At 47.5% G+C, this 18,915-nt stretch carries 16 protein-coding genes; 1 reads left to right on the top strand and 15 read right to left on the bottom strand.

Features of this window, described 5'->3' with window-relative positions; genetic code table 11:
* Positions 1-7: 7 nt before the first annotated feature.
* The 4 genes from VSQ32_02605 to VSQ32_02590 are packed head-to-tail and all read right to left on the bottom strand — an operon-like array spanning position 8 to position 4,096.
* Entirely contained in the window at positions 8-1,051 is a 1,044-nt protein-coding gene (locus tag VSQ32_02605) for an oligopeptide/dipeptide ABC transporter ATP-binding protein (protein ID MEH2941769.1), read from the bottom strand.
* On the bottom strand, positions 1,048-2,058 hold the full coding sequence (locus tag VSQ32_02600; GenBank protein ID MEH2941768.1) for an ABC transporter ATP-binding protein: 1,011 nt from the start codon (positions 2,056-2,058) through the stop codon (positions 1,048-1,050). The genes VSQ32_02605 and VSQ32_02600 overlap by 4 nt, the downstream gene beginning before the upstream one ends.
* Positions 2,059-2,071: 13 nt before the next feature.
* A complete protein-coding gene (locus VSQ32_02595; GenBank protein ID MEH2941767.1) occupies positions 2,072-3,169 on the bottom strand; it encodes an ABC transporter permease in 1,098 nt (365 codons plus the stop codon).
* Between the two features lie 15 nt (positions 3,170-3,184).
* Positions 3,185-4,096 carry an ABC transporter permease gene (locus tag VSQ32_02590; protein ID MEH2941766.1) on the bottom strand — a complete coding sequence of 304 codons (912 nt, stop codon included), beginning with the start codon at positions 4,094-4,096 and terminating at the stop codon, positions 3,185-3,187.
* Between the two features lie 143 nt (positions 4,097-4,239).
* Between VSQ32_02590 and VSQ32_02585 the strand changes: the two genes are divergently transcribed.
* Positions 4,240-5,151, top strand: a complete 912-nt coding sequence (locus VSQ32_02585; GenBank protein MEH2941765.1) for a DUF5688 family protein — start codon at positions 4,240-4,242, stop codon at positions 5,149-5,151.
* A gap of 79 nt (positions 5,152-5,230) precedes the next feature.
* On the opposite strand, the gene glgA is transcribed toward VSQ32_02585, so the two are convergent.
* The 11 genes from glgA to VSQ32_02530 form a co-directional block, all read right to left on the bottom strand.
* A complete protein-coding gene (glgA, locus tag VSQ32_02580; protein ID MEH2941764.1) occupies positions 5,231-6,667 on the bottom strand; it encodes a glycogen synthase GlgA in 1,437 nt (478 codons plus the stop codon).
* A gap of 15 nt (positions 6,668-6,682) precedes the next feature.
* Positions 6,683-7,483 (bottom strand): sporulation transcription factor Spo0A, encoded by an 801-nt coding sequence (gene spo0A / locus VSQ32_02575; GenBank protein ID MEH2941763.1) that lies wholly within the window; start codon positions 7,481-7,483, stop codon positions 6,683-6,685.
* Between the two features lie 346 nt (positions 7,484-7,829).
* The gene (locus VSQ32_02570; GenBank protein MEH2941762.1) at positions 7,830-8,630 is read right to left on the bottom strand and encodes a LytTR family DNA-binding domain-containing protein; all 801 of its coding nucleotides are present in this window, start codon (positions 8,628-8,630) and stop codon (positions 7,830-7,832) included.
* 192 nt (positions 8,631-8,822) lie between these two features.
* On the bottom strand, positions 8,823-9,863 hold the full coding sequence (locus VSQ32_02565) for an N-acetylmuramoyl-L-alanine amidase (protein ID MEH2941761.1): 1,041 nt from the start codon (positions 9,861-9,863) through the stop codon (positions 8,823-8,825).
* A 269-nt stretch (positions 9,864-10,132) separates the two neighbouring features.
* Positions 10,133-11,413 carry a nickel-dependent lactate racemase gene (gene larA / locus VSQ32_02560; protein ID MEH2941760.1) on the bottom strand — a complete coding sequence of 427 codons (1,281 nt, stop codon included), beginning with the start codon at positions 11,411-11,413 and terminating at the stop codon, positions 10,133-10,135.
* Between the two features lie 11 nt (positions 11,414-11,424).
* Positions 11,425-12,567 (bottom strand): acyl-CoA dehydrogenase, encoded by a 1,143-nt coding sequence (locus VSQ32_02555; GenBank protein MEH2941759.1) that lies wholly within the window; start codon positions 12,565-12,567, stop codon positions 11,425-11,427.
* Between the two features lie 72 nt (positions 12,568-12,639).
* On the bottom strand, positions 12,640-13,647 hold the full coding sequence (locus tag VSQ32_02550) for an electron transfer flavoprotein subunit alpha/FixB family protein (GenBank protein MEH2941758.1): 1,008 nt from the start codon (positions 13,645-13,647) through the stop codon (positions 12,640-12,642).
* A gap of 13 nt (positions 13,648-13,660) precedes the next feature.
* Positions 13,661-14,464: an electron transfer flavoprotein subunit beta/FixA family protein gene (locus tag VSQ32_02545; GenBank protein MEH2941757.1), complete on the bottom strand. Its 804-nt coding sequence runs from the start codon at positions 14,462-14,464 to the stop codon at positions 13,661-13,663.
* A 30-nt stretch (positions 14,465-14,494) separates the two neighbouring features.
* Complete coding sequence (locus VSQ32_02540; GenBank protein ID MEH2941756.1) at positions 14,495-15,907, bottom strand: FAD-binding oxidoreductase; 1,413 nt, start codon at positions 15,905-15,907, stop codon at positions 14,495-14,497.
* Between the two features lie 76 nt (positions 15,908-15,983).
* A complete protein-coding gene (locus VSQ32_02535) occupies positions 15,984-17,531 on the bottom strand; it encodes an L-lactate permease (GenBank protein ID MEH2941755.1) in 1,548 nt (515 codons plus the stop codon).
* A 578-nt stretch (positions 17,532-18,109) separates the two neighbouring features.
* The gene (locus tag VSQ32_02530; protein ID MEH2941754.1) at positions 18,110-18,901 is read right to left on the bottom strand and encodes a Cof-type HAD-IIB family hydrolase; all 792 of its coding nucleotides are present in this window, start codon (positions 18,899-18,901) and stop codon (positions 18,110-18,112) included.
* Positions 18,902-18,915: the final 14 nt, after the last annotated feature.

Below are 18,915 nucleotides of genomic sequence, written 5' to 3'. Positions count from 1 at the left end.
AAACACCTTATTTATTCCAACATGCAACCATATGGCCGTTCCCCCGGTCCGTAAGCTGCGGCATCTCTTCTGCACACTGTTCCGTGGCATACCGGCATCTGGTTCGGAATGGACAGCCCGTGGGCATTTTCAGCGGACTCGGCACATCTCCCTCCAGAATAATGCGCCTGCTGTTTCTCGCTGTTTCCGGATCCGGAATGGGAACCGCCGACAGCAGGCTTAACGTATAGGGATGGATGGGATTCCCGTTCAGTTCATCCGCATCCGCCAGCTCCATCATTTTTCCAAGATACATCACCGCAATACGGTCGGAAATATGATGTACAATCAAAAGGTCATGGGCGATAAACAGATAGGCTACGCCCAGTTTTTCCTGTAATTCTTCAAACATGTTGACAACCTGTGCCTGAATGGACACATCCAGCGCGGAAACCGGCTCGTCGCACACAATAAATTTGGGATTTACCGCCAGTGCACGGGCGATTCCGATACGCTGTCTCTGTCCGCCGGAAAATTCATGAGCATACCGCATGGCATGTTCGGCGTTCAGTCCCACCAAATCCATTAACTGCAGGATTTTCTCCCGGCGTTCCTCTCTGCCGCTGTACAGTTTATGTACATCCAGCGGCTCTCCGATAATATCCTCCACGGTCATCCGGGGGTTCAGGGAAGAATAAGGATCCTGAAATACCATCTGCATCTGCTTCCGGTAAGGCAGCATATCCACATCCACTTTTTTGCCCATCACCGGTTTCCCGTCTGTTCCCAGTTTTAACTTTCCCTTTTCGTCATACTGTTCTCCGCTGTCGAAAAGGACGTTTCCGTCAAATTCAATTCTCCCTGCCGTGGGCTGATACAGACGCAGCAGCGTCCTTCCCACCGTGGTTTTTCCGCAGCCTGACTCTCCCACCAGTCCCAGTGTCTCTCCGGGCTTCACTGCAAAGGAAATATCATCCACCGCTTTCAGGGGAATGGTCTTAAATCCCTGACGCACGGGAAAGTACTGTTTTAAGTGATCCACCTTTAACAGGTATTTTTCCTTCTCACTCATGACTGTTCTCCTTCCTGTGCTTCATACAATTCTTTTATATTCATCCAGCAGCTTGCCAGATGGGTTTCACTGACGCGCAGCTCCTCCGGCTTCTCTTTCAGGCAGATTTTCATGGCTGCGTCGCATCTGGGACAGAACGCACAGCCCTCCGGCATCTGCAGCAGATTGATAGGGGTTCCGCCAATGGGAACCAGCTTTTCATTCATATTGTCTGTCTTCGGAATGGAGCGCAGCAGGCCTTTCGTATATTCATGGGCCGGACGATAGAAAATATCATCCGCTGTGCCTCTTTCGCAGACACGTCCGCCATACATAACCAGAATTTCATCACACATGCTGGCAATTACGCCCAGATCATGAGTCACCATGATAATGGCCATGCCCAGCTTCTGCTGCAGTTCCTGCATCAACTCCAGAATCTGAGCCTGAATGGTCACATCCAGCGCAGTGGTAGGTTCATCCGCAATCAGAATATCCGGCTCGCATACAAGAGCCATGGCAATCATCACACGCTGGCGCATACCGCCGGAAAGCTCATGGGGATACTGTTTCAGCCGGCTCTCCGGCTCATTTACGCCCACCAGCGTCAGCATTTCAATGGCCCGCTCCCTGGCCTGCTTCTTATCTTTATCTGTATGAAGAAGAATCGCCTCCGTAAGCTGGCTTCCCACCGTAAACACCGGATTCAGGCTGGTCATGGGGTCCTGGAAAATAATAGAACATTTCGCTCCCCGGAACTTCTGCATCTGCCTGCTGTTCCATCCGATAATATCCTCTCCCTGATACCTCACTTCCCCGCCGGTGATTCTACCGGTTTCCGCAAGAATCTGCATAACGGAATAGGCGGTTACCGACTTACCGGAACCGGATTCTCCCACAATTCCCAGGGTTTTTCCGGGCTCCAGGGTAAAGGAAATTCCATTTACCGCCTGCACCTCTCCATTTTCCGTAAAAAAACTGGTATGGAGATCTTTTACTTCCAAAATATATTTATTATCTTCACTCATTCTGCTTATCTCCTTACTTCAGTTTCGAATCAAATGTATCCCGCAGGCCGTCCCCCAGCAAATTAAGCGCCAGCACAATCAGGCAGATTGCAATGGCCGGAATCACCAGGCGCAGAGGATAGGACTGCATACCTGCTCTGGCGTCGTTGGCCAGACTTCCCAGAGAAGTCAGAGGGTCCGAAACACCCAGCCCAAGGAAACTCAGATAACTCTCTGTAAAAATTGCGCTCGGCACCTGCAGGGTTGTGGTAATAATAATGACCGACAGACAGTTGGGCAGAATATGCTTTCTGAGAATCCTGCCGTTTTTTGTACCGATACAGCGGGCCGCCAGCACATACTCATTGTTCTTAATCGTAAGAATCTGTCCGCGAATCAGCCTTGCCATGCTTACCCAGTACAGCAGGCCGAACACAATAAAAATCGAAATCATATTGGTTCCCAGCGCCTGCAGCACAGTGCCTTCCAGCACAGATTTCAAGGTCTCATTCAGCACCACGGACAACAGAATAATAATCAGCATATCCGGCAGAGAATAGATGACGTCCACAATACGCATCATAATCAAATCCAGCGTTCCTCCGAAATAGCCGGCAATAGAGCCGTACAAAAGACCGATAATCAATACCATAATGGAAGCCACAACTCCCACGGACAGGCTTACCCTTGTTCCGTAAATCACACGGATAAAGTAATCCCTGCTCAGGCTGTCCGTACCGAAAATACGAGGAAACAGCTTTTCTCCGGTTTCCTCCATGTACTTTGTCTCCAGTTTGGAATATTCAAAAGGCCCCATATTCGCCGCCGTTTTGTCACGCACTCCGTTTACCGATATAATCTGTGAATATTTGTAAGGCACAATCATGGGCGCGATAATGATAAGAGCAAGAATCAGCGCCAGTACCACAATACTGCCCATAGCCAGAGGACTTTTCCTGAGACGTCTCATACCGTCTTTGAAAAAGGTGGTGGACTCTCCCATAACATCCTGCTGTTTCTTCTCCTCCTCCGTTGCCTGTTCAAAATCTTTATCTTTAAATTTGCTCAAATCCACCTGTGCGGAAAAGAGCTGCCTCTTTTTCAGTTCCTGATTCTCCACCATGGTTTCCATCCTTTCTGTCCTTCTCTATTCAAACGTGATTCTCGGATCTATCATCTTATATGCGATATCCGTCAGCAGATTTGCAATTACCATCAATATGGCAAGAAACAGCGTTACAGCCATAATCATGGTATAATCACGGTTTACGATACTGGTTACAAAAGTAGAACCCAGTCCTCCGATGGTAAAAATATTCTCCACCACCATGGAACCGATCAGAATATAGGCAACCATGGGACTCACGTAGGTCACTACCGGAACCAGAGCATTGCGGAGGGCATGTTTGAAAATCACCTTCCAGCCCGGAACGCCCTTTGCCTTTGCTGTACGGACATAATCCTGATTCAGAGCATCCAGCATACTTGTTTTGGTCAGACGTGTAATATATGCCATGGGATATACGCTAAGGGCGATAATCGGCAGAACATAATTGGGATTGCCGGAAGACCACACCGGAAACCATCCCAGCTTCAGACAGAATACCAGCAGAAGCAGCGTAGCCAGCACAAAAGAGGGCATTGCTGTTCCCAGAGTTGTAAAAAAGATAATCAGACGATCCGGAAACCGGTTCCGGGTAAGGGCTGCAATGCTGCCCAGCACCAGTCCGATTACAATGGCAACTGCCGCTGCCATTCCCCCCAGCTTTGCCGACACCTGGAAACGCCCTGTAATTTCCTTCCAGATATCACGTCCGTTATGTAAAGAAATTCCCCAGTCTCCATGCAGCAGGTTATTCAGATAGATTACATACTGCTCTCCCAGTGGTTTATCCAGATTATACCGTTTCTCCAGAACTTTCTGGGCCTCCGCGCTGGTAGCCTTCTCCTTGTTAAAGGGCCCGCCCGGAATCGCATTCATTACAAAAAATGTAATGGCGCTGACAATGAAAATCGTAACAATTGCCAGTACGAGTCGTTTTCCAATATACTTTGCCAGTCAATTGTCATTTGTCAACAAAAAATTTAGAATTTCCCCAAATTTACTCTTGCATTTTTCCGGTTTTCGTGGTACAGTTAAGCCCACACGGAATCTGTGTGGACCATAATCTTCCAGGCTGCCAGCACAGCACAGGAGGTATTATGACATACGAACAGTTTAAGCAGCAGCTCGTCGCCAGTCTGGAAGAGCTGTTTCCCGCGGGCACTTCTGTTTCCATCCGCCCTTTTTCCCATAACAATCATATTCTGCTGGACGGACTCACCATTCTGGAGCCGGGCAGTAATGTTTCCCCTGCTATTTATCTGAACCATTATTATGAAAGCTATCAGAACGGAACTTCCTTTTCCGTCCTTAAGGCCCGTATACTGCACTATTACCATGAACACTGCAATGTCAGAACCGTGGACACTTCCTTTTTCACCTGTTTTGAGAATATTCGTTCCCGCATTGCCTGTAAACTGATAAATTACGAAAAAAACAGGGAACTTCTGAAAGAAATTCCCCATTTTCCCTGGATGGACCTCGCCGTTGTATTTTATTGTCTGATACAGGAAGGGCCTGGAAAACATGCGTCCATTCCCATTTTCAACGAGCATCTGGCATACTGGAATATTTCCGGAGATACGCTGTTCTCTCTGGCCCGGCAGAATACGCCTCTTCTGCTCCCGTTCCGCTGGGATTCCCTGGCAGACCTTATCTTTCCCTCCCTTGACGTACTCCCGGAAGAAGAACAGCAGTCTGCCAGAGAAACTCTGTCTTCCGAAATTGTTCCCATGTATGTGCTCACCAACCGTCTGCGGCTGAACGGCGCCTGCTGTATCCTCTATCAGGATACGCTGAAACAGGTATCCGGCCAGTTGAACGACAGCCTCTATATACTTCCCAGCAGTGTCCATGAAGTAATTGCCATTCCTGCTTCCCGCGCAGGCAATCCCGGAGAACTGCCCCGGATTGTGAGGGAAATCAACCTGGCTGAAGTCTCCCCGGAAGAAATTCTTTCCGACTGCGTTTACTTCTATGACAGAAATTCCTGCCAGCTCTCCATATGCTGATTTCTGTCTGCATTTTCCGCATAATATAACGACGGGAGCGCCCGCCGGTTTCGGCTGTGGGCAGCTCCCGCAGAAAATGTCACACCAGTTCCAGATACAGCTTCTCATATTTTCCGGCAGATTTTTTCCAGGAATTATCCTCATTCATGCACCGCTTCATCATAGCTTTCCAGTCTTTGGGATGGTTGCAGAACACATCACAGGCATACCGTACAATCATCAGCATTTCCGAAGCATTATAATTGGCAAAGCTGAACCCGTTTCCCGTATGCCAGATTTCATTGTAAGGCTCTACCGTATCCTTTAATCCCCCTGTCTCCCGGACAATGGGAATGGTACCGTAGCGCATACTGATTAACTGGCTCAGGCCGCATGGCTCAAACTGAGAAGGCATGAGGAACGCATCTGCGCCGCCGTAAATCAGATGGGCCTTTTCTTCGCTGTAGCCTATGGTGGCAGACACCCGGTCCGGATACTTCCAGTCGAAATGACGGAAGAAATTCTGAAACTGTTCTTCCCCCGTACCCAGCACCGCCACCTGTACATTCAGGGTATTCATCATTTCCTCCAGCACTGCCCGTACCAGATCAAATCCTTTCTGCTGAGTCAGCCGGGACACCATGCCGATTACCATGGCGGAACTGTCTTTCCGAAGGCCCAGAGCGGCCTGCAACGCTTCTTTATTCTGCTTCTTCCTGGCAATCGTCTTCACGTCGAAGTTTGCCTTCAGCCTGGAATCCGTCCTGGGGTCATACTCCTCATTGTCAATCCCGTTTACAATACCGGAGAGCTTGCCGGAAATCTCCCTCATTACACCGTCCAGCCCTTCACCGCCCTGCTGTCCCTGAATCTCTCTGGCATATGTCTCACTGACCGCATTGACCCGGTTTGCGTGAAGGATTCCCGCTTTCAGAAAATTCGTTTCCCCATAGGCCTCCATGGCTCCGTAACGGTAATGGGAAGGCAGATCCCGGCAGTTTTCAATATCGTCTATCCGCCACCGGCCCTGAAATTTCTGATTATGAATGGTAAGGACTGTGCGGATATTCTGATAGAAGGCGTTTTCCCGGTAAAATGCATCCAGAAATACCGGAATCAGCGCTGTCTGCCAGTCATGGCAGTGTATGATATCCGGGCAGAAACCCAGTTCCGGCAGGCTGGCCAGCACTGCCCGGCAGAAAAATGCGAATTTATTCACATCTTCAAAAATCTGGTTATAAGGACCGTTTCCTGCAAAATAATGCTCATTATCTATAAAATAATAGTGAACACCTTCCACGCTGGCTTCATAAATTCCTATGTATTCCTGTTCTCTCGGCATATCTGCATGGAACTCGGTCACGTATTTCATATTCTGCCGATGTTCTTCTGAAATACACAGATATTTCGGCAGAATAATCCTTACGTCAAAGGTTTCCTTATCCAGATATTTCGGCAAAGCCCCCACCACATCTGCCAGACCTCCGGTCTTGACAAAAGGATTCCCCTCGGATGCTGCAAAGAGTATCTTCTTCATGTAAAAACCTCCTACTTATTCTCTTAACTTATATTCTAACCGAATTTTGTCCGCAATTAAAGCTATAAATTCAGAATTTGTAGGTTTTCCTTTCCCATTGTGAATGGTATAGCCGAATAATTCGTCAATGGTATCCATTTTTCCTCTGCTCCATGCAACCTCAATGGCATGGCGGATGGCCCGTTCCACCCGGCTTGGCGTGGTCTGATACTTCTTTGCAATTCCAGGATACAGGATTTTGGTAATGGAATTCAGCATTTCCATATCCCGCACCGACATGATAATGGCCTCCCGCAGATACTGATATCCTTTGATATGGGCAGGTACGCCGATTTCATGGATAATGTTTGTCACATCGCTTTCCAGATTCCGTTCCTCCAGATCCTGCTTCTTCTCATAGGCATTGACCTTTCGTACCTCTGTTCCCCTGCGCAGTTCCGAATTCCGCACATGCTTGATACGGTTCAGCACTACTTCGTTGTCAAAAGGCTTCATAATATAGTAATCCGCTCCCAGAGAAAATGCGTCCTCTGTGATTTTTTCCTGTCCGATTGCGGTTATTATAATAAACGCCGGATGTTTTTTGATATTTTTATCGCTTCTGATTTTGTCCATCACAGTCAGTCCGTCCAGTTTAGGCATAACAATGTCAAGCAATACCACGTCCGGTTCCTTCTTTTTTATCATTTCGTATGCTTCTTCTCCATCTTTCGCTGTTCCTACTACCTGAAGTTCTTCGTCGCTTTTTACGATGTCTCCCAATTCCCTCAGCATTCTCTCATTGTCATCTGCAATTGCCACATTTAATTTTTCCACGCTAAATCCTCCTGTTGGTTTTCATAATAATCCCTCATAAAAGGCAACTATTTGTATTATATCCTCAAATAAATATTCCTTCAATAAAAAGATTTCTCTGATTTTCGACAAAGAAATCCTGGTATTATCATTTTAACACGAACCTTGTCAAATTAGTGCTTTTTTACCATAACATTATTATCATACCGATTATAGCGCTATATATTTTGTCGAATTGTGTCGTATCATTTTTGGAAAATGACTTTTCCGCACGGCAAAACAGCACAGGACCCTTTCCGATTATCCTGTGCCGTTGCTGATATGCTCTTTCTGATTCCGTATTTCACCGGCCCCATATTCTCCACCGTCAGAAAACTACGGCGTTCTCATGGTCACTGGCCTGCAATTCATCAAATTTTATTTCCTCTCCTCCGCAATAATATCCGAAATACTGTTCTTTTAAGGTTTTGTATGCTCCGCGCGGCAGGTGAATCTTCTTACCGCTATTCAGACAGATTTCCTGGGCATTCAGATTATCAATATACTCCAGATTCATAACATAGGCAACCCCCACCCTTACAAATTCCTGATATCCGGCAAGCATATCATAAATTTCCGTCAGCGTCATACGCAGCAGATGCTGACTGTCATCTGCAAGATGCAGACACTGATTTTTCCGCTGGGCCTCGCAGTACACAATATCATGCAAAGCCACACGCTGCATTCTCCCCTCAATCCGCAGAACCAGATATTTCTTCCGATCCTCTTCCACCTCTCTGAAAACCCCGTCCAGAATCGGAAACAGCATCTCCTCTGTGACAGGTTTCACCAGATACTGAGCCGCGTTCACGCCGAATGCCTCAAGGGCATGTTCTCTGGAAGTGGTAAGAAACACAATTCTGCTTCCATTTCCCATGTCACGCAGTTCTCTGGCTGCTTCAATCCCCGGCTTCTCCGGCATATATATATCCATCAGCAGCAGATCCGGAATATAATTCCCTTCTCTGACTTTACAGAGCAGTTCATATGCACTTTTAAAGCGTTCCGCCCTGAAATCCATTCCCGGATGCTTTTTCTTATAGTCATACAGCATTTGCTCCGTCTTATTTAATTCTTCTGTTTCGTCATCACAAAGGGCTATCAGATACACAGACAGTACTCCTCCCATGTTTTATTTTCCTGTTTTCACTATTTTTTACTGTTTACATTATTTTTATTATTTACATTTTTTATAAATAAGATTATATTACATTATATTACAAAAAAAGATATTTATGGTATAATTTGCACTTTTTATGGTACAATTTGTCGGAAATCAGCCTTGCAGTCCACAGACTCCCTGCGGACTGTGACAAATCAGCTACAGCATCCCCAGCAGAGACTCCCAGGTCTTTTTCTCCCCGGTAATCTCCCCATCCGGATATTTATACCCCAGAACTTTCTTCTGGTAGGTATTTACCGCTTCCTCCATTCCCTTCCCAAACTGAGGACGTTTTCCGTTATCCTCCTCGATAGCTCCGTAATAATAATCCAGAGCCTTCATCCTCCGTTCCAGAGGAGTTACCACCGGATGATATTTATTGTCATTTCTGGAAACTGTGGGAGTATTGCCAATGGTTTCATCCCCGGCGATACCATCCGGAGCAGAACCGGTGATTTTCTGTACATCCAGAATAAACTGTTTCTGCGTATAGACATAGTCCTGTTCTTTCCGGCCGCCGGTATAGATTACGTTCCCCTGTCCGTCATAGACATACTGTCCGGGCCCGCAGTCTTTCATGGCAAATTCCCTGTTGTGATAAGCCCCCGTCTGATTCTGGCAGATACCGTCTTTCCAGCCGGAACCCACCCGGTACCATTCTTCCATGGGCCTGGATTCTCCCTGAAACGGTCCTGCCCCGGTGTCCGGCTCCTCCTGCCCAATCTGTTTCTGAAAATCTCTCCACAACTCTGGACTGTCCATCATTTTCCTGGGACAGTATTTCCCTCTGGCATCAAAATGCCGAATCACTCTCTCTGCCGGAATGTCAGCAGTCTTCATCAGCTCCTTCACCAGTTCAATGGCATTTGCACGGGCTTTCTCATAATCTCCGTCGCTGTTTACACAGATTTCAATATTGATGGTATTCCTGTTGTCCGCGTCTTTCACCCCATGGACGGTATTGTATTCCACTCCTATGGAAAAGGTGCCGTCCTTATGCTCTGCAGCCTGACAGACTCCGTCTGAGCCTGCGTAATAGTGGACGGACGTACTTAAATGCCCGGCCGACTGGGCGAAAGCATGGCGGCGGGCATCCGCCCCTCTGGCGTAATTATCTGTTTCATGAATTACAATATATTTTGGATGATTTTCATTTTCATAGGTGTTTTGTGCGGAAATATAATCTCTGTTTATGGTCATGTCCGTTTTCCTCCTCTATTCATTCCTCCTCTGCTAATTTATATTCCTGCCTGCGTTCCGTCAGACCCTGCAGATGGAATTTTTCGACTGAAAAGCACGCAAAAGAAATGTCAGATAAAGATTTAAAATTTTACAGCAAAACGGTCTTTCCTGCAGAACAATGAACCCGGCAGGTCAGCTTACCGCCGACCCGCCGGGTCCAAAGTGAATATGTTGTATGTATTATGTACAGACAATCCGCCTCTCGGCAAATTATCACCTCTGACACGTTACATCTTTACCATTACGGACACTCCGTCCGGAATCACCGCAATGTGGGCATCTTTTCCTTTTGCTTCCAGAGCTTTTGCCAGAGCCTCATTCACATCGGAAGCTGTCTCAAAGCCCATTTCCTCTGCCATGGCCCGGTATTGTTCGCACATCACATAAATAACCCTGTGATGGATTAAAATCCGGCTCTGAATCTGATATTCCCACTGATCCGGTTTTGTCTCATCCTGGGGAACCTTCCGGATTTCTTTCATAAGGCTTTCGGGACTTTCACAGTTTTTCAGCGCCTGATAAAATCCCTCCCCGCCGTGACCGTCTCCGCAGTTGGATACCATAATAATAATACCGTCTTCTTCAGAAGCCGCTTCTGCGGCTGTCATTCCTTTTACAGACTGATACATGTTCTGGTCCAGCGGATAACCGCCGTTTGTGGAAATGGCAATATCTGCGGCTTTCTCAGGGGTTACCTGGCAATACTGACGGAGGAACCGGCAGCCGGCTGCATGTGCCTCGACTGCATCACCGGCCACCGCATGTACAACTCTTTTGTCTGCGTCAATGATGACGTTGACAATGTACTTCTGGTCCGCCATTTTACTGGCGGCAACCATATCCCTGTGAATGGGATTGTTTTCCAGTACGCCTGTGCGGCTGTACGGAGAATCTATAAATGCGGAACAGTGGTTTCCGAGAACTGTTACCGCACTGGATACACCGGGCAGAACGCTTTTGCGTCCGCCGGAAAATCCTGCAAAAAAGTGGGTTTCAATAAATCCCTCGCTTACCAGCAAATCAGCTTCTGCGGCTATCCTGTTAATCAGCAGAGGAGCCCCGGAAGGCAGTGTGCCCAGATTTACCATATCATCCATATTCTGGCTGTCGTGGATGACAATGTTCTCCTGCTCCACAATTTCCTGACCGAATTTGCCCACCAGTTCTTCTCTGGTGGTAGCCCGGTGGAACCCTGTTGCAATCAGCAACGTAACGTCCGCACCGGGATTCCCTTCCCGGATTTCCTTCAGCATAAAGGGTATAATATGTTTGCTTGGTACCGGTCTGGTATGGTCTGAGCAGATGATAACTACCTTCTGTTTATCCCTGGAAAGCTCGGAGAGCTTCGGGGAGCCGATGGGATGCTCCATGGCTTCCAGAACGATTTCATCCTCTGTCTTATCTGCCGCCGGCATGGATGCAATGGAAGATTCCAGAACCTCATAATCTAAATTATCATCCAGATGAAGCATCATGCCCTCTCTGGAAAACGGAAGTTTCATATCCATAAAGTTCACCTCTATTTCACACCCATCCAACCGGAAATTACCATCATCTGTACTTCGGATGTACCTTCGTAAATCTCTGTAATTTTGGCGTCACGCATCATACGCTCAATGGGGTAATCTTTTGTATATCCATATCCTCCGTAAAGCTGCAGGCAGCGGCGAGTTACGTCGGAAGCATTTCTGGAAGCCACCAGTTTTGCCATAGCCGCTTTATGAGAGAATGGCTCATGGTCATCTTTGGCACATGCCGCCTGATATACCAGGAGTTTTGCAGCCTCTGTGTTGGCCTGCATCTGTGCCAGCTCAAACTGGGTATTCTGGAACTGGGAAATACGTCGGCCAAACTGGGTACGCTCCTGTACATATTTTACGGTCTCCTCAATGGCTCCTTCTGCAATGCCAAGGGCCTGAGCCGCAATACCCACACGTCCGCCGTCCAGTGTCATCATGGCGTACTTAAAGCCTTTGCCCAATTCTCCCACAAGGTTTTCTTTTGGAACGATACAGTCTTCAAAAATCAGCTCACAGGTGGAAGATGCACGAATTCCCATCTTGTCTTCCAGTTTCCCGATGGAAAATCCCGGAAATCCCTTTTCTACGATAAATGCGGAAATCCCTTTGGTACCCTGTGATTTATCTGTCATGGCAAGCACGAAAAATACGTCTGCCACCCCTGCATTTGTTATGAAAATTTTGGAGCCATTCAGCACCCAGTGGTCGCCTTTGTCCACAGCAACCGTTTTCTGTCCGGAGGCGTCTGTTCCTGCGTTTGCCTCTGTCAGTGCAAATGCGCCAATCCATTCGCCGGAGCATAATTTCGGCAGATATTTCTGCTTCTGTTCCTCGGTTCCGAACTGGTAAATGGGCGTACAGCAGAGGGATGTATGGGCCGATACAATAACTCCTGTGGTACCGCAGTATTTGCTCAGTTCTTCCACGGTCTGGATGTATGCCAGCGTATCCATGCCGGCTCCGCCATATTCTTCCGGAAAGGGAATGCCCAGAAGTCCCATTTCTGCCATTTTCTTCACATTTTCCATGGGAAATTCTTCTGTCTTATCTATTTCTGCCGCCAGAGGCTTTACTTCGTTTACTGCAAACTCATGTACCATGTCCAGAATATCCTGGTGTAATTCATCTCTTTTAAAATCCATAACATTTCCTCCTCATTTTTCTTATCCTGTGTATCAAAATATCTCAGACACACCTTTTATATGTTCCTCAATTTATGCTTTCCGCGCTTTAAATGCCGCTGTCAGCGCCGGCACAACTTCATTCAGATTTCCAACGATTCCATAATCTGCCACGTCAAAAATCGGTGCGTCTTCGTCTTTATTTACGGCAATCACCGTATCGGAACCGGAAATGCCTGCCAGATGCTGGATTGCTCCGGAAATACCGATTGCAAAATAGAGCTTCGGAGCCACCGTCTTACCGGACTGCCCTACCTGATGGGCATGGGGCATCCAGCCTGCGTCTACCACTGCTCTGCTGCAGCCAAGGGTTGCGCCCAGTTCTGCCGCCAGATCCTCCAGCAGTCCGAAGTTTTCTGCAGAGCCAACGCCCCGGCCGCCGGATACGATAATCTCAGCTTCTTCCAGATTCACAGCTTCTGCAATTTCACTGACACGTTCTACCAGAGTGGTACGGATTTCTTCCGGAGCCACATGAATATCTTCTTTTATAATCTCTCCGGTGCGTCCTTCCTCATATGCGCCTTTTTTGAATACGCCGGGCCTTACCGTTCCCATCTGGGGGCGATGTTCCGGACACATAATTGTTGCCATCAGGTTACCGCCGAAGGTGGGACGGGTCCAGGCAATATTTCCCGTTTCCTCGTCAATGTCAATACCGGTACAGTCTGCAGTCAGACCTGTCTGCAGGCGGCAGGACACTCTTGGGCCCATATCCCGGCCATTGTTGGTTGCGCCGATCATCAATGTTTCCGGTTTATATTTTTCCACTAACGTAACCATTGCTTTCGTAAAAGCGTCTGTGGTGTAGTATTCATATTCCGGTCCGTCTACGATAATGGCGGAATCTGCTCCGTAGCAGATGGCGTCTTTTGCCACACCTTCAATATCTTTGCCGATAACGACTGCCACCAGCGGACATCCTTTCTGGTCTGCCAGCGGTTTTGCCACATTCAAAAGTTCATAGCCCACATTTTTTGCCTTTCCGCATTCTGTTTCGATGAACACCCATATATTTTTATAATCATTCAGATTGCTCATATCCGGCCCCTCCTTATAAAAGTTTTGCTTCTTCCAGCAACTTCACTACTTCATTTGCCGCATCTGCTGCTTCCATGCCTGCCAGCTTCACGCCTGATTTTTCTCTTACCGGCGTATAGGTCTTCTTCACCCTCGTGGGAGAGCCGTTTAATCCGCACAGCTCCAGTTTGATGGATGGGATATCTTCTTCGGTCAGTACCGGAATTTCTTTTTTCTTGGCAGCCATTTTGCTCTTAATGGTAGGATAACGGGGCTCGTAGGGCAGTTTTACAACCGTTACCACTGCCGGAAGTCTGGTGGAAATCATGTCATAACCTGCGTCATATTCCCGCTTTACCTGAATTTCTCCGTCCTTTTCCACAATATCCAGCGCATATGTAATCTGAGGCAAATCCAGATGTTCTGCAATCTCAGGCCCTACCTGAGCGGTATCTCCGTCTGTTGCCTGTTTTCCGCAGAGGATTAAATCGAATTTCAGCCCTTCTTTTTCTTCTACTGCCTTAATAGCCTCAGAAAGGATATAACTGGTGGCAAGGGTATCGGAACCGCCGAAATTCCTGCTGGAAATCAGATATCCGTTGTCCGCTCCTACTGCAAGGCAGGATTTGATGGCTTCTTTGGCCTGTTCCGGCCCCATGGAAATCACAATCAGTTTTCCGCCCAGCTGTTCTTTCAGTCTCACGCCAACTTCCTGGGCGTAGGTATCAAAGGGATTCACAATGCTGGGAACGCCTTTGCGGACCAGGGTGTGAGTTTCAGGATCTACCTTGATTTCATTCGTATCAGGTACCTGTTTCATGCAAACACAAATATTCATAATGCTTCCTCCTCATTTTAAACATCTGAATTATAATCTGTAACAAACTTTGCCCGGATTCAGAATCATTTTCGGGTCGAATACACGTTTGATGCCTTCCATAATTCCCATGTTGGTCTCTCCAACGGAATCTACCAGATATTTTACCTTACCGGAGCCAATCCCGTGCTCACCGGAAACAAGTCCGCCGCAGTCTGTTGCTTCCTTATATATAATGTCAAAGAATTTATCTACCCGGCTCTTGAATTCCTCTTCCTCCAAATCATTGGAGCACTGATAAATATGAAGGTTTCCGTCTCCTGCATGACCAAAAGACTTAATGGTCAGTCCGCAGTCTTTCCCTGTTTTATTGACAAATTCCAGGTAATCGGCAATTTTGTTTACCGGAACCACCACGTCGCACTCATCCAGCAGCTTTGTTTCTTCCATAATTGCTTCCAGGAAAGAAGAACGTGCAGCCCATGCGTCTTTCATCTTGGATGGAGTATCTGCCACCAGCACGTCGATGGCTCCCTCTTCCAGTACCAGCTCTGCGGCCTGCTCTACCAGCGCGTCCACTTCTTCCTCTGAATTTCCATCCAGTGTCACCAGCAGGTATGCGCCGATTTCCGTTCCGTCCAGCTCCTGGGGAAATACGGATTTTCCAATATAACGCTCGGAAGCCAGCACAATTTCACGCTCCATAAACTCAATGGCCTGCGGGTCCATATGGGCCATCTTAAATTTCGGAACCGTTGCAAGGGCAGAATGCAGGTCTTCAAATGGGATAATCAGGGAAGCCGCCGCCTTCGGCGCAGGTATAATCTTTAAGGTCAGTTCCGTAATAATGCCAAGGGTTCCTTCGGAGCCAATCATCAGATTCAGCAGAGAGTATCCGGAAGATGTTTTGGATACGGTTGCTCCCAGACGGGTAATTTCACCTGTGGGAAGTACAACGGTCATAGCCCGCACATAATCACGGGTTGCTCCGTATTTCACCGCACGCATACCTCCCGCATTGGTTGCCACATTTCCGCCCACACATGCAAATTTCTCTCCGGGGTCCGGGGGATACAGCATTCCCTGGCTCTGGCAGTCTTCCGCAAGGTCGTTTAACAGTACCCCTGCTTCGATTTCCACCACAAAATTCTCCATGTCATAAGATTTAATCTTATTCATTTTGGAAATGTCCATGAGCACGCCTCCATACAGAGGCACCGCTCCTCCTGCAAGTCCGGTACCTGCTCCTCTGGGCGTTACAGGGATGTTGTTCTCATAACAGATTTTCATAATTCCTGCTACTTCTTCCGTGGAACGGGGCTGAACTGCCACATCCGGCATATGAGTTCCGTAAATCGGCATCTCATCTTTCGCATAATCCGGATTGATGTCTTCTCCCTGGAAAACATAATCCGTGACTGCTTTCAGCTGCTCCACAATTTCAGGTGTCAGTTTGTTGTACATGTTGCTACCTCCTTGAACATTTATTTTTCCTGCTGTATTCAGAAACCTGTTTGCTTTCTTTTCCATCAAAGTTCCATTAAAATCCCATCAGGGACCCGGCATAACAGATGATGCCTGCCAGAACTACAAACAATATAAAATATTTAAAAACTTTACTTAAAATCTTACTTTCCGAGCCTGGCTGCCCGATGGCTCCCGCACCGATGGCAATTCCCTGGGGACATATCATCTTGCCGATTCCGGCTCCCATCACATTCGCCGCCGCCATCCAGGTGGGATTCAAATCAAGGGCTGCGGCTGTCTCGCTCTGGAGCCCGCCGAACAGCACGCAGGTGGAAGTTCCGGAACCTGTTACAAATGCGCCCAGCGCTCCAATCAGCGGTGCTATCAGCGGATAGAAAGAACCGGTAACAGCTACTAAAAATTTCGCTATATCAGAAATCATTCCGCTGTAACTCATAATTTTCGCAGTGGCCATTACAGCACAGATGGTAAGTATGGTCTTCCAGTATTTTTTCAGCGTTTCCAGAAAAACATCCGCTATATCTTTCGCACCGGCTCCCTGTATGGCCCCTCCGATGATGGCTGCCAGGAATATCATAACCCCAGGTGTGTTAATCCAGCTGAAGCTGAGGGCATTCCCGCCTTCCCCGGCATACACCACAAGGGTGCTCTTAATTCCGGCAATGGCATTATGTACAGGCGGACATAAGGTGGAAGTTACCATCAGAAACAGGAAAATCAGAAGAAAGGAACTCCAGGCTTTCAGCCCTTCCGCCACTCCCATGGAAGTTTTCTCCCCTGCTGTTTCGGAAATCTGAATGGCGTATGCTTCCTCCGGCTCCCGGTTAAAAATTCTGGCTGCTCCGATGATACATCCCATGGAGCAGATGGAGCCGATAATATCAGGAAGTTCCGGCCCGATAAAATGTGCGGTTAAAAACCATGGTACGGTAAAGGATAAGGCCGCAACCAGCGTAGTGGGAATCATACCCTTTAACGCCTTTATCCCTTTTCCGCAAATGCAGACCATCAAAAACGGAGATATAAAAGTCAGAATAAACTGTATATTTACAATGCTGCCTGCCAGTGAAAGCAAATCCGTGCCCGTTACCGTTGCCAGCGTCACCGTGGGAACTCCTACGGAGCCGAATGCGGTAGGGGTGGAATTTACCACCAGGCAGCTCAGAACTGCGCTCATGGGATCAAGGCCGATGGCTGTCAGCATGGACGCGGGAATTGCAACTGCTGTTCCGAATCCGGCCATTCCTTCCATGAAATTGCCAAACCCCCATCCGATAATCAAAGCCAGAACACGCCTGTCTCTGGAAACACCCGCCAGCATTCTCTTGACAGACTCCATAGCCCCGGTCTTCAACGTCAGATTATAAGTAAACAAAGCTGCCACAATCACCAGACAGATAGGCCATAACGCATTCAGAACGCCTTCCAGAGCTGCTGTTGAAATACACAGGATACTTAACCCCCAATATCCCGCCGCCAGAGCTGCCGTAATAAAAAGTGCAATGACACAGGCCTTATGCCCGGCCATTTTCAGGCCGCTGAGTGCCGCAATCAGCCAGATAATCGGCAGCATCGCAAGTACAAATTCCAATAACAGCATAGTATTCCTCCTCCCTTTAAATTGGATAATCCAATATTGTTATTTTTCTCTTTTTTATGTAGAATACAGTTAAATATTCCGATATTCTTACATTTTTCCTTTTATTGGGTAATCCAATTATTAAGTATATTATAGCACCTGATTCTGAAACATCAAGTACTTTTTATATTTCCGGCAATTTATTCAAATTTATCGGATTTCTTTTGTATATATTCACGATAATTGGATTACCCACTTATAGGATTTTCAGGTCAAAAGTATCATTTTTTTATTATTTGGGAATAATACAGGAAGAATGTCACATGTGAAATAAAGATAAAAAGAGCAATCAGAGAACAATGTGGCAAACCCACTTCAACTCCCCTGCCCCTCAATCTTGAGGGGATTGCACACTTTGACGCGCCGAGCCTGGTCGCTTCAGCGACATTATTCCATTCATGCGAGTGCGCAGGCGGACTGCTCAGCAATAGATTTCCTCTCCGCGAGCCGCGCATAATTGTTTTCTCTTATAGGAAATCCATTAACTTTAACGCTTCATAGTAACATGGTATTTCCTATAAGAGAAAAGCGGGCTGATGTTATATCAGCCCGTAATGTTTGCAGCCCTGGTAAATTCCGTCTTCCCGGAGGGCTGCGGTCACATATTCCGCCGCGTCTTTTGCCTGCTGCATTCCATCTCCCATGGCGATGGAATGGGCGGTATATTCCAGCATATCCAAATCGTTGGTGCTGTCTCCGAAGGAGTAGGTATTTTCATGGGCGACATCCAGAATCTCGCAGATTTCCCGGATTCCCGTGGCTTTATTGTACCCTTTCGGCACAATTTCCATAAAATCTCCGCCCCGGTGGATAATGGTATAATCTTTTCCGATTTCCTGTTCCAGCTCTTTCTGGCGTTCCCGCTCCTTTAAATAATTCACGCAGAATTTGCTCACTTCCAGGCTGGCTTCATTTCCGGTCACCCGCACCATCTTTTCTCCCAGCGTCCCCCGCAGCCCTTTTGGAAAGGGGGAATCCTCCGGGAACCGCTCCGTATCCAGATAAATCAGATGGCGCCCTTCCAGAACGTAAGCTGCTTCCATCTGCCGCAGAAATTCATTGATATGCTGAATCTTTTCCAGCGGGATTCTGTAATAGAATTTTTCTTCTCCCTGAAACTCCCCATAAGTACCGCAGCCTGCCAGTATTCCGTCAAATCCCAGAGGCATCAGGGGCTCGTCAGGAATGAAAATCCTGGTTCTGCCGCTGCTGATAAACAGATAATGGCCCTGCTCTTTCATAAGCCGAAATGCCTCTCTTGTGCTGTCCGGTATGCGCTGTTTCTCATCCCAGATGGTTCCGTCGATATCAAAAAACACTGCTTTTCTCATATTCCTGTCCTCTC

The sequence above is a fragment of the Lachnospiraceae bacterium JLR.KK002 genome (assembly GCA_036941025.1).
GTDB lineage: Bacteria > Bacillota > Clostridia > Lachnospirales > Lachnospiraceae > Petralouisia.
The sequence above is the reverse complement of the archived record's forward strand: the minus strand, read 5'-3'. Positions and strand labels throughout refer to the sequence as shown.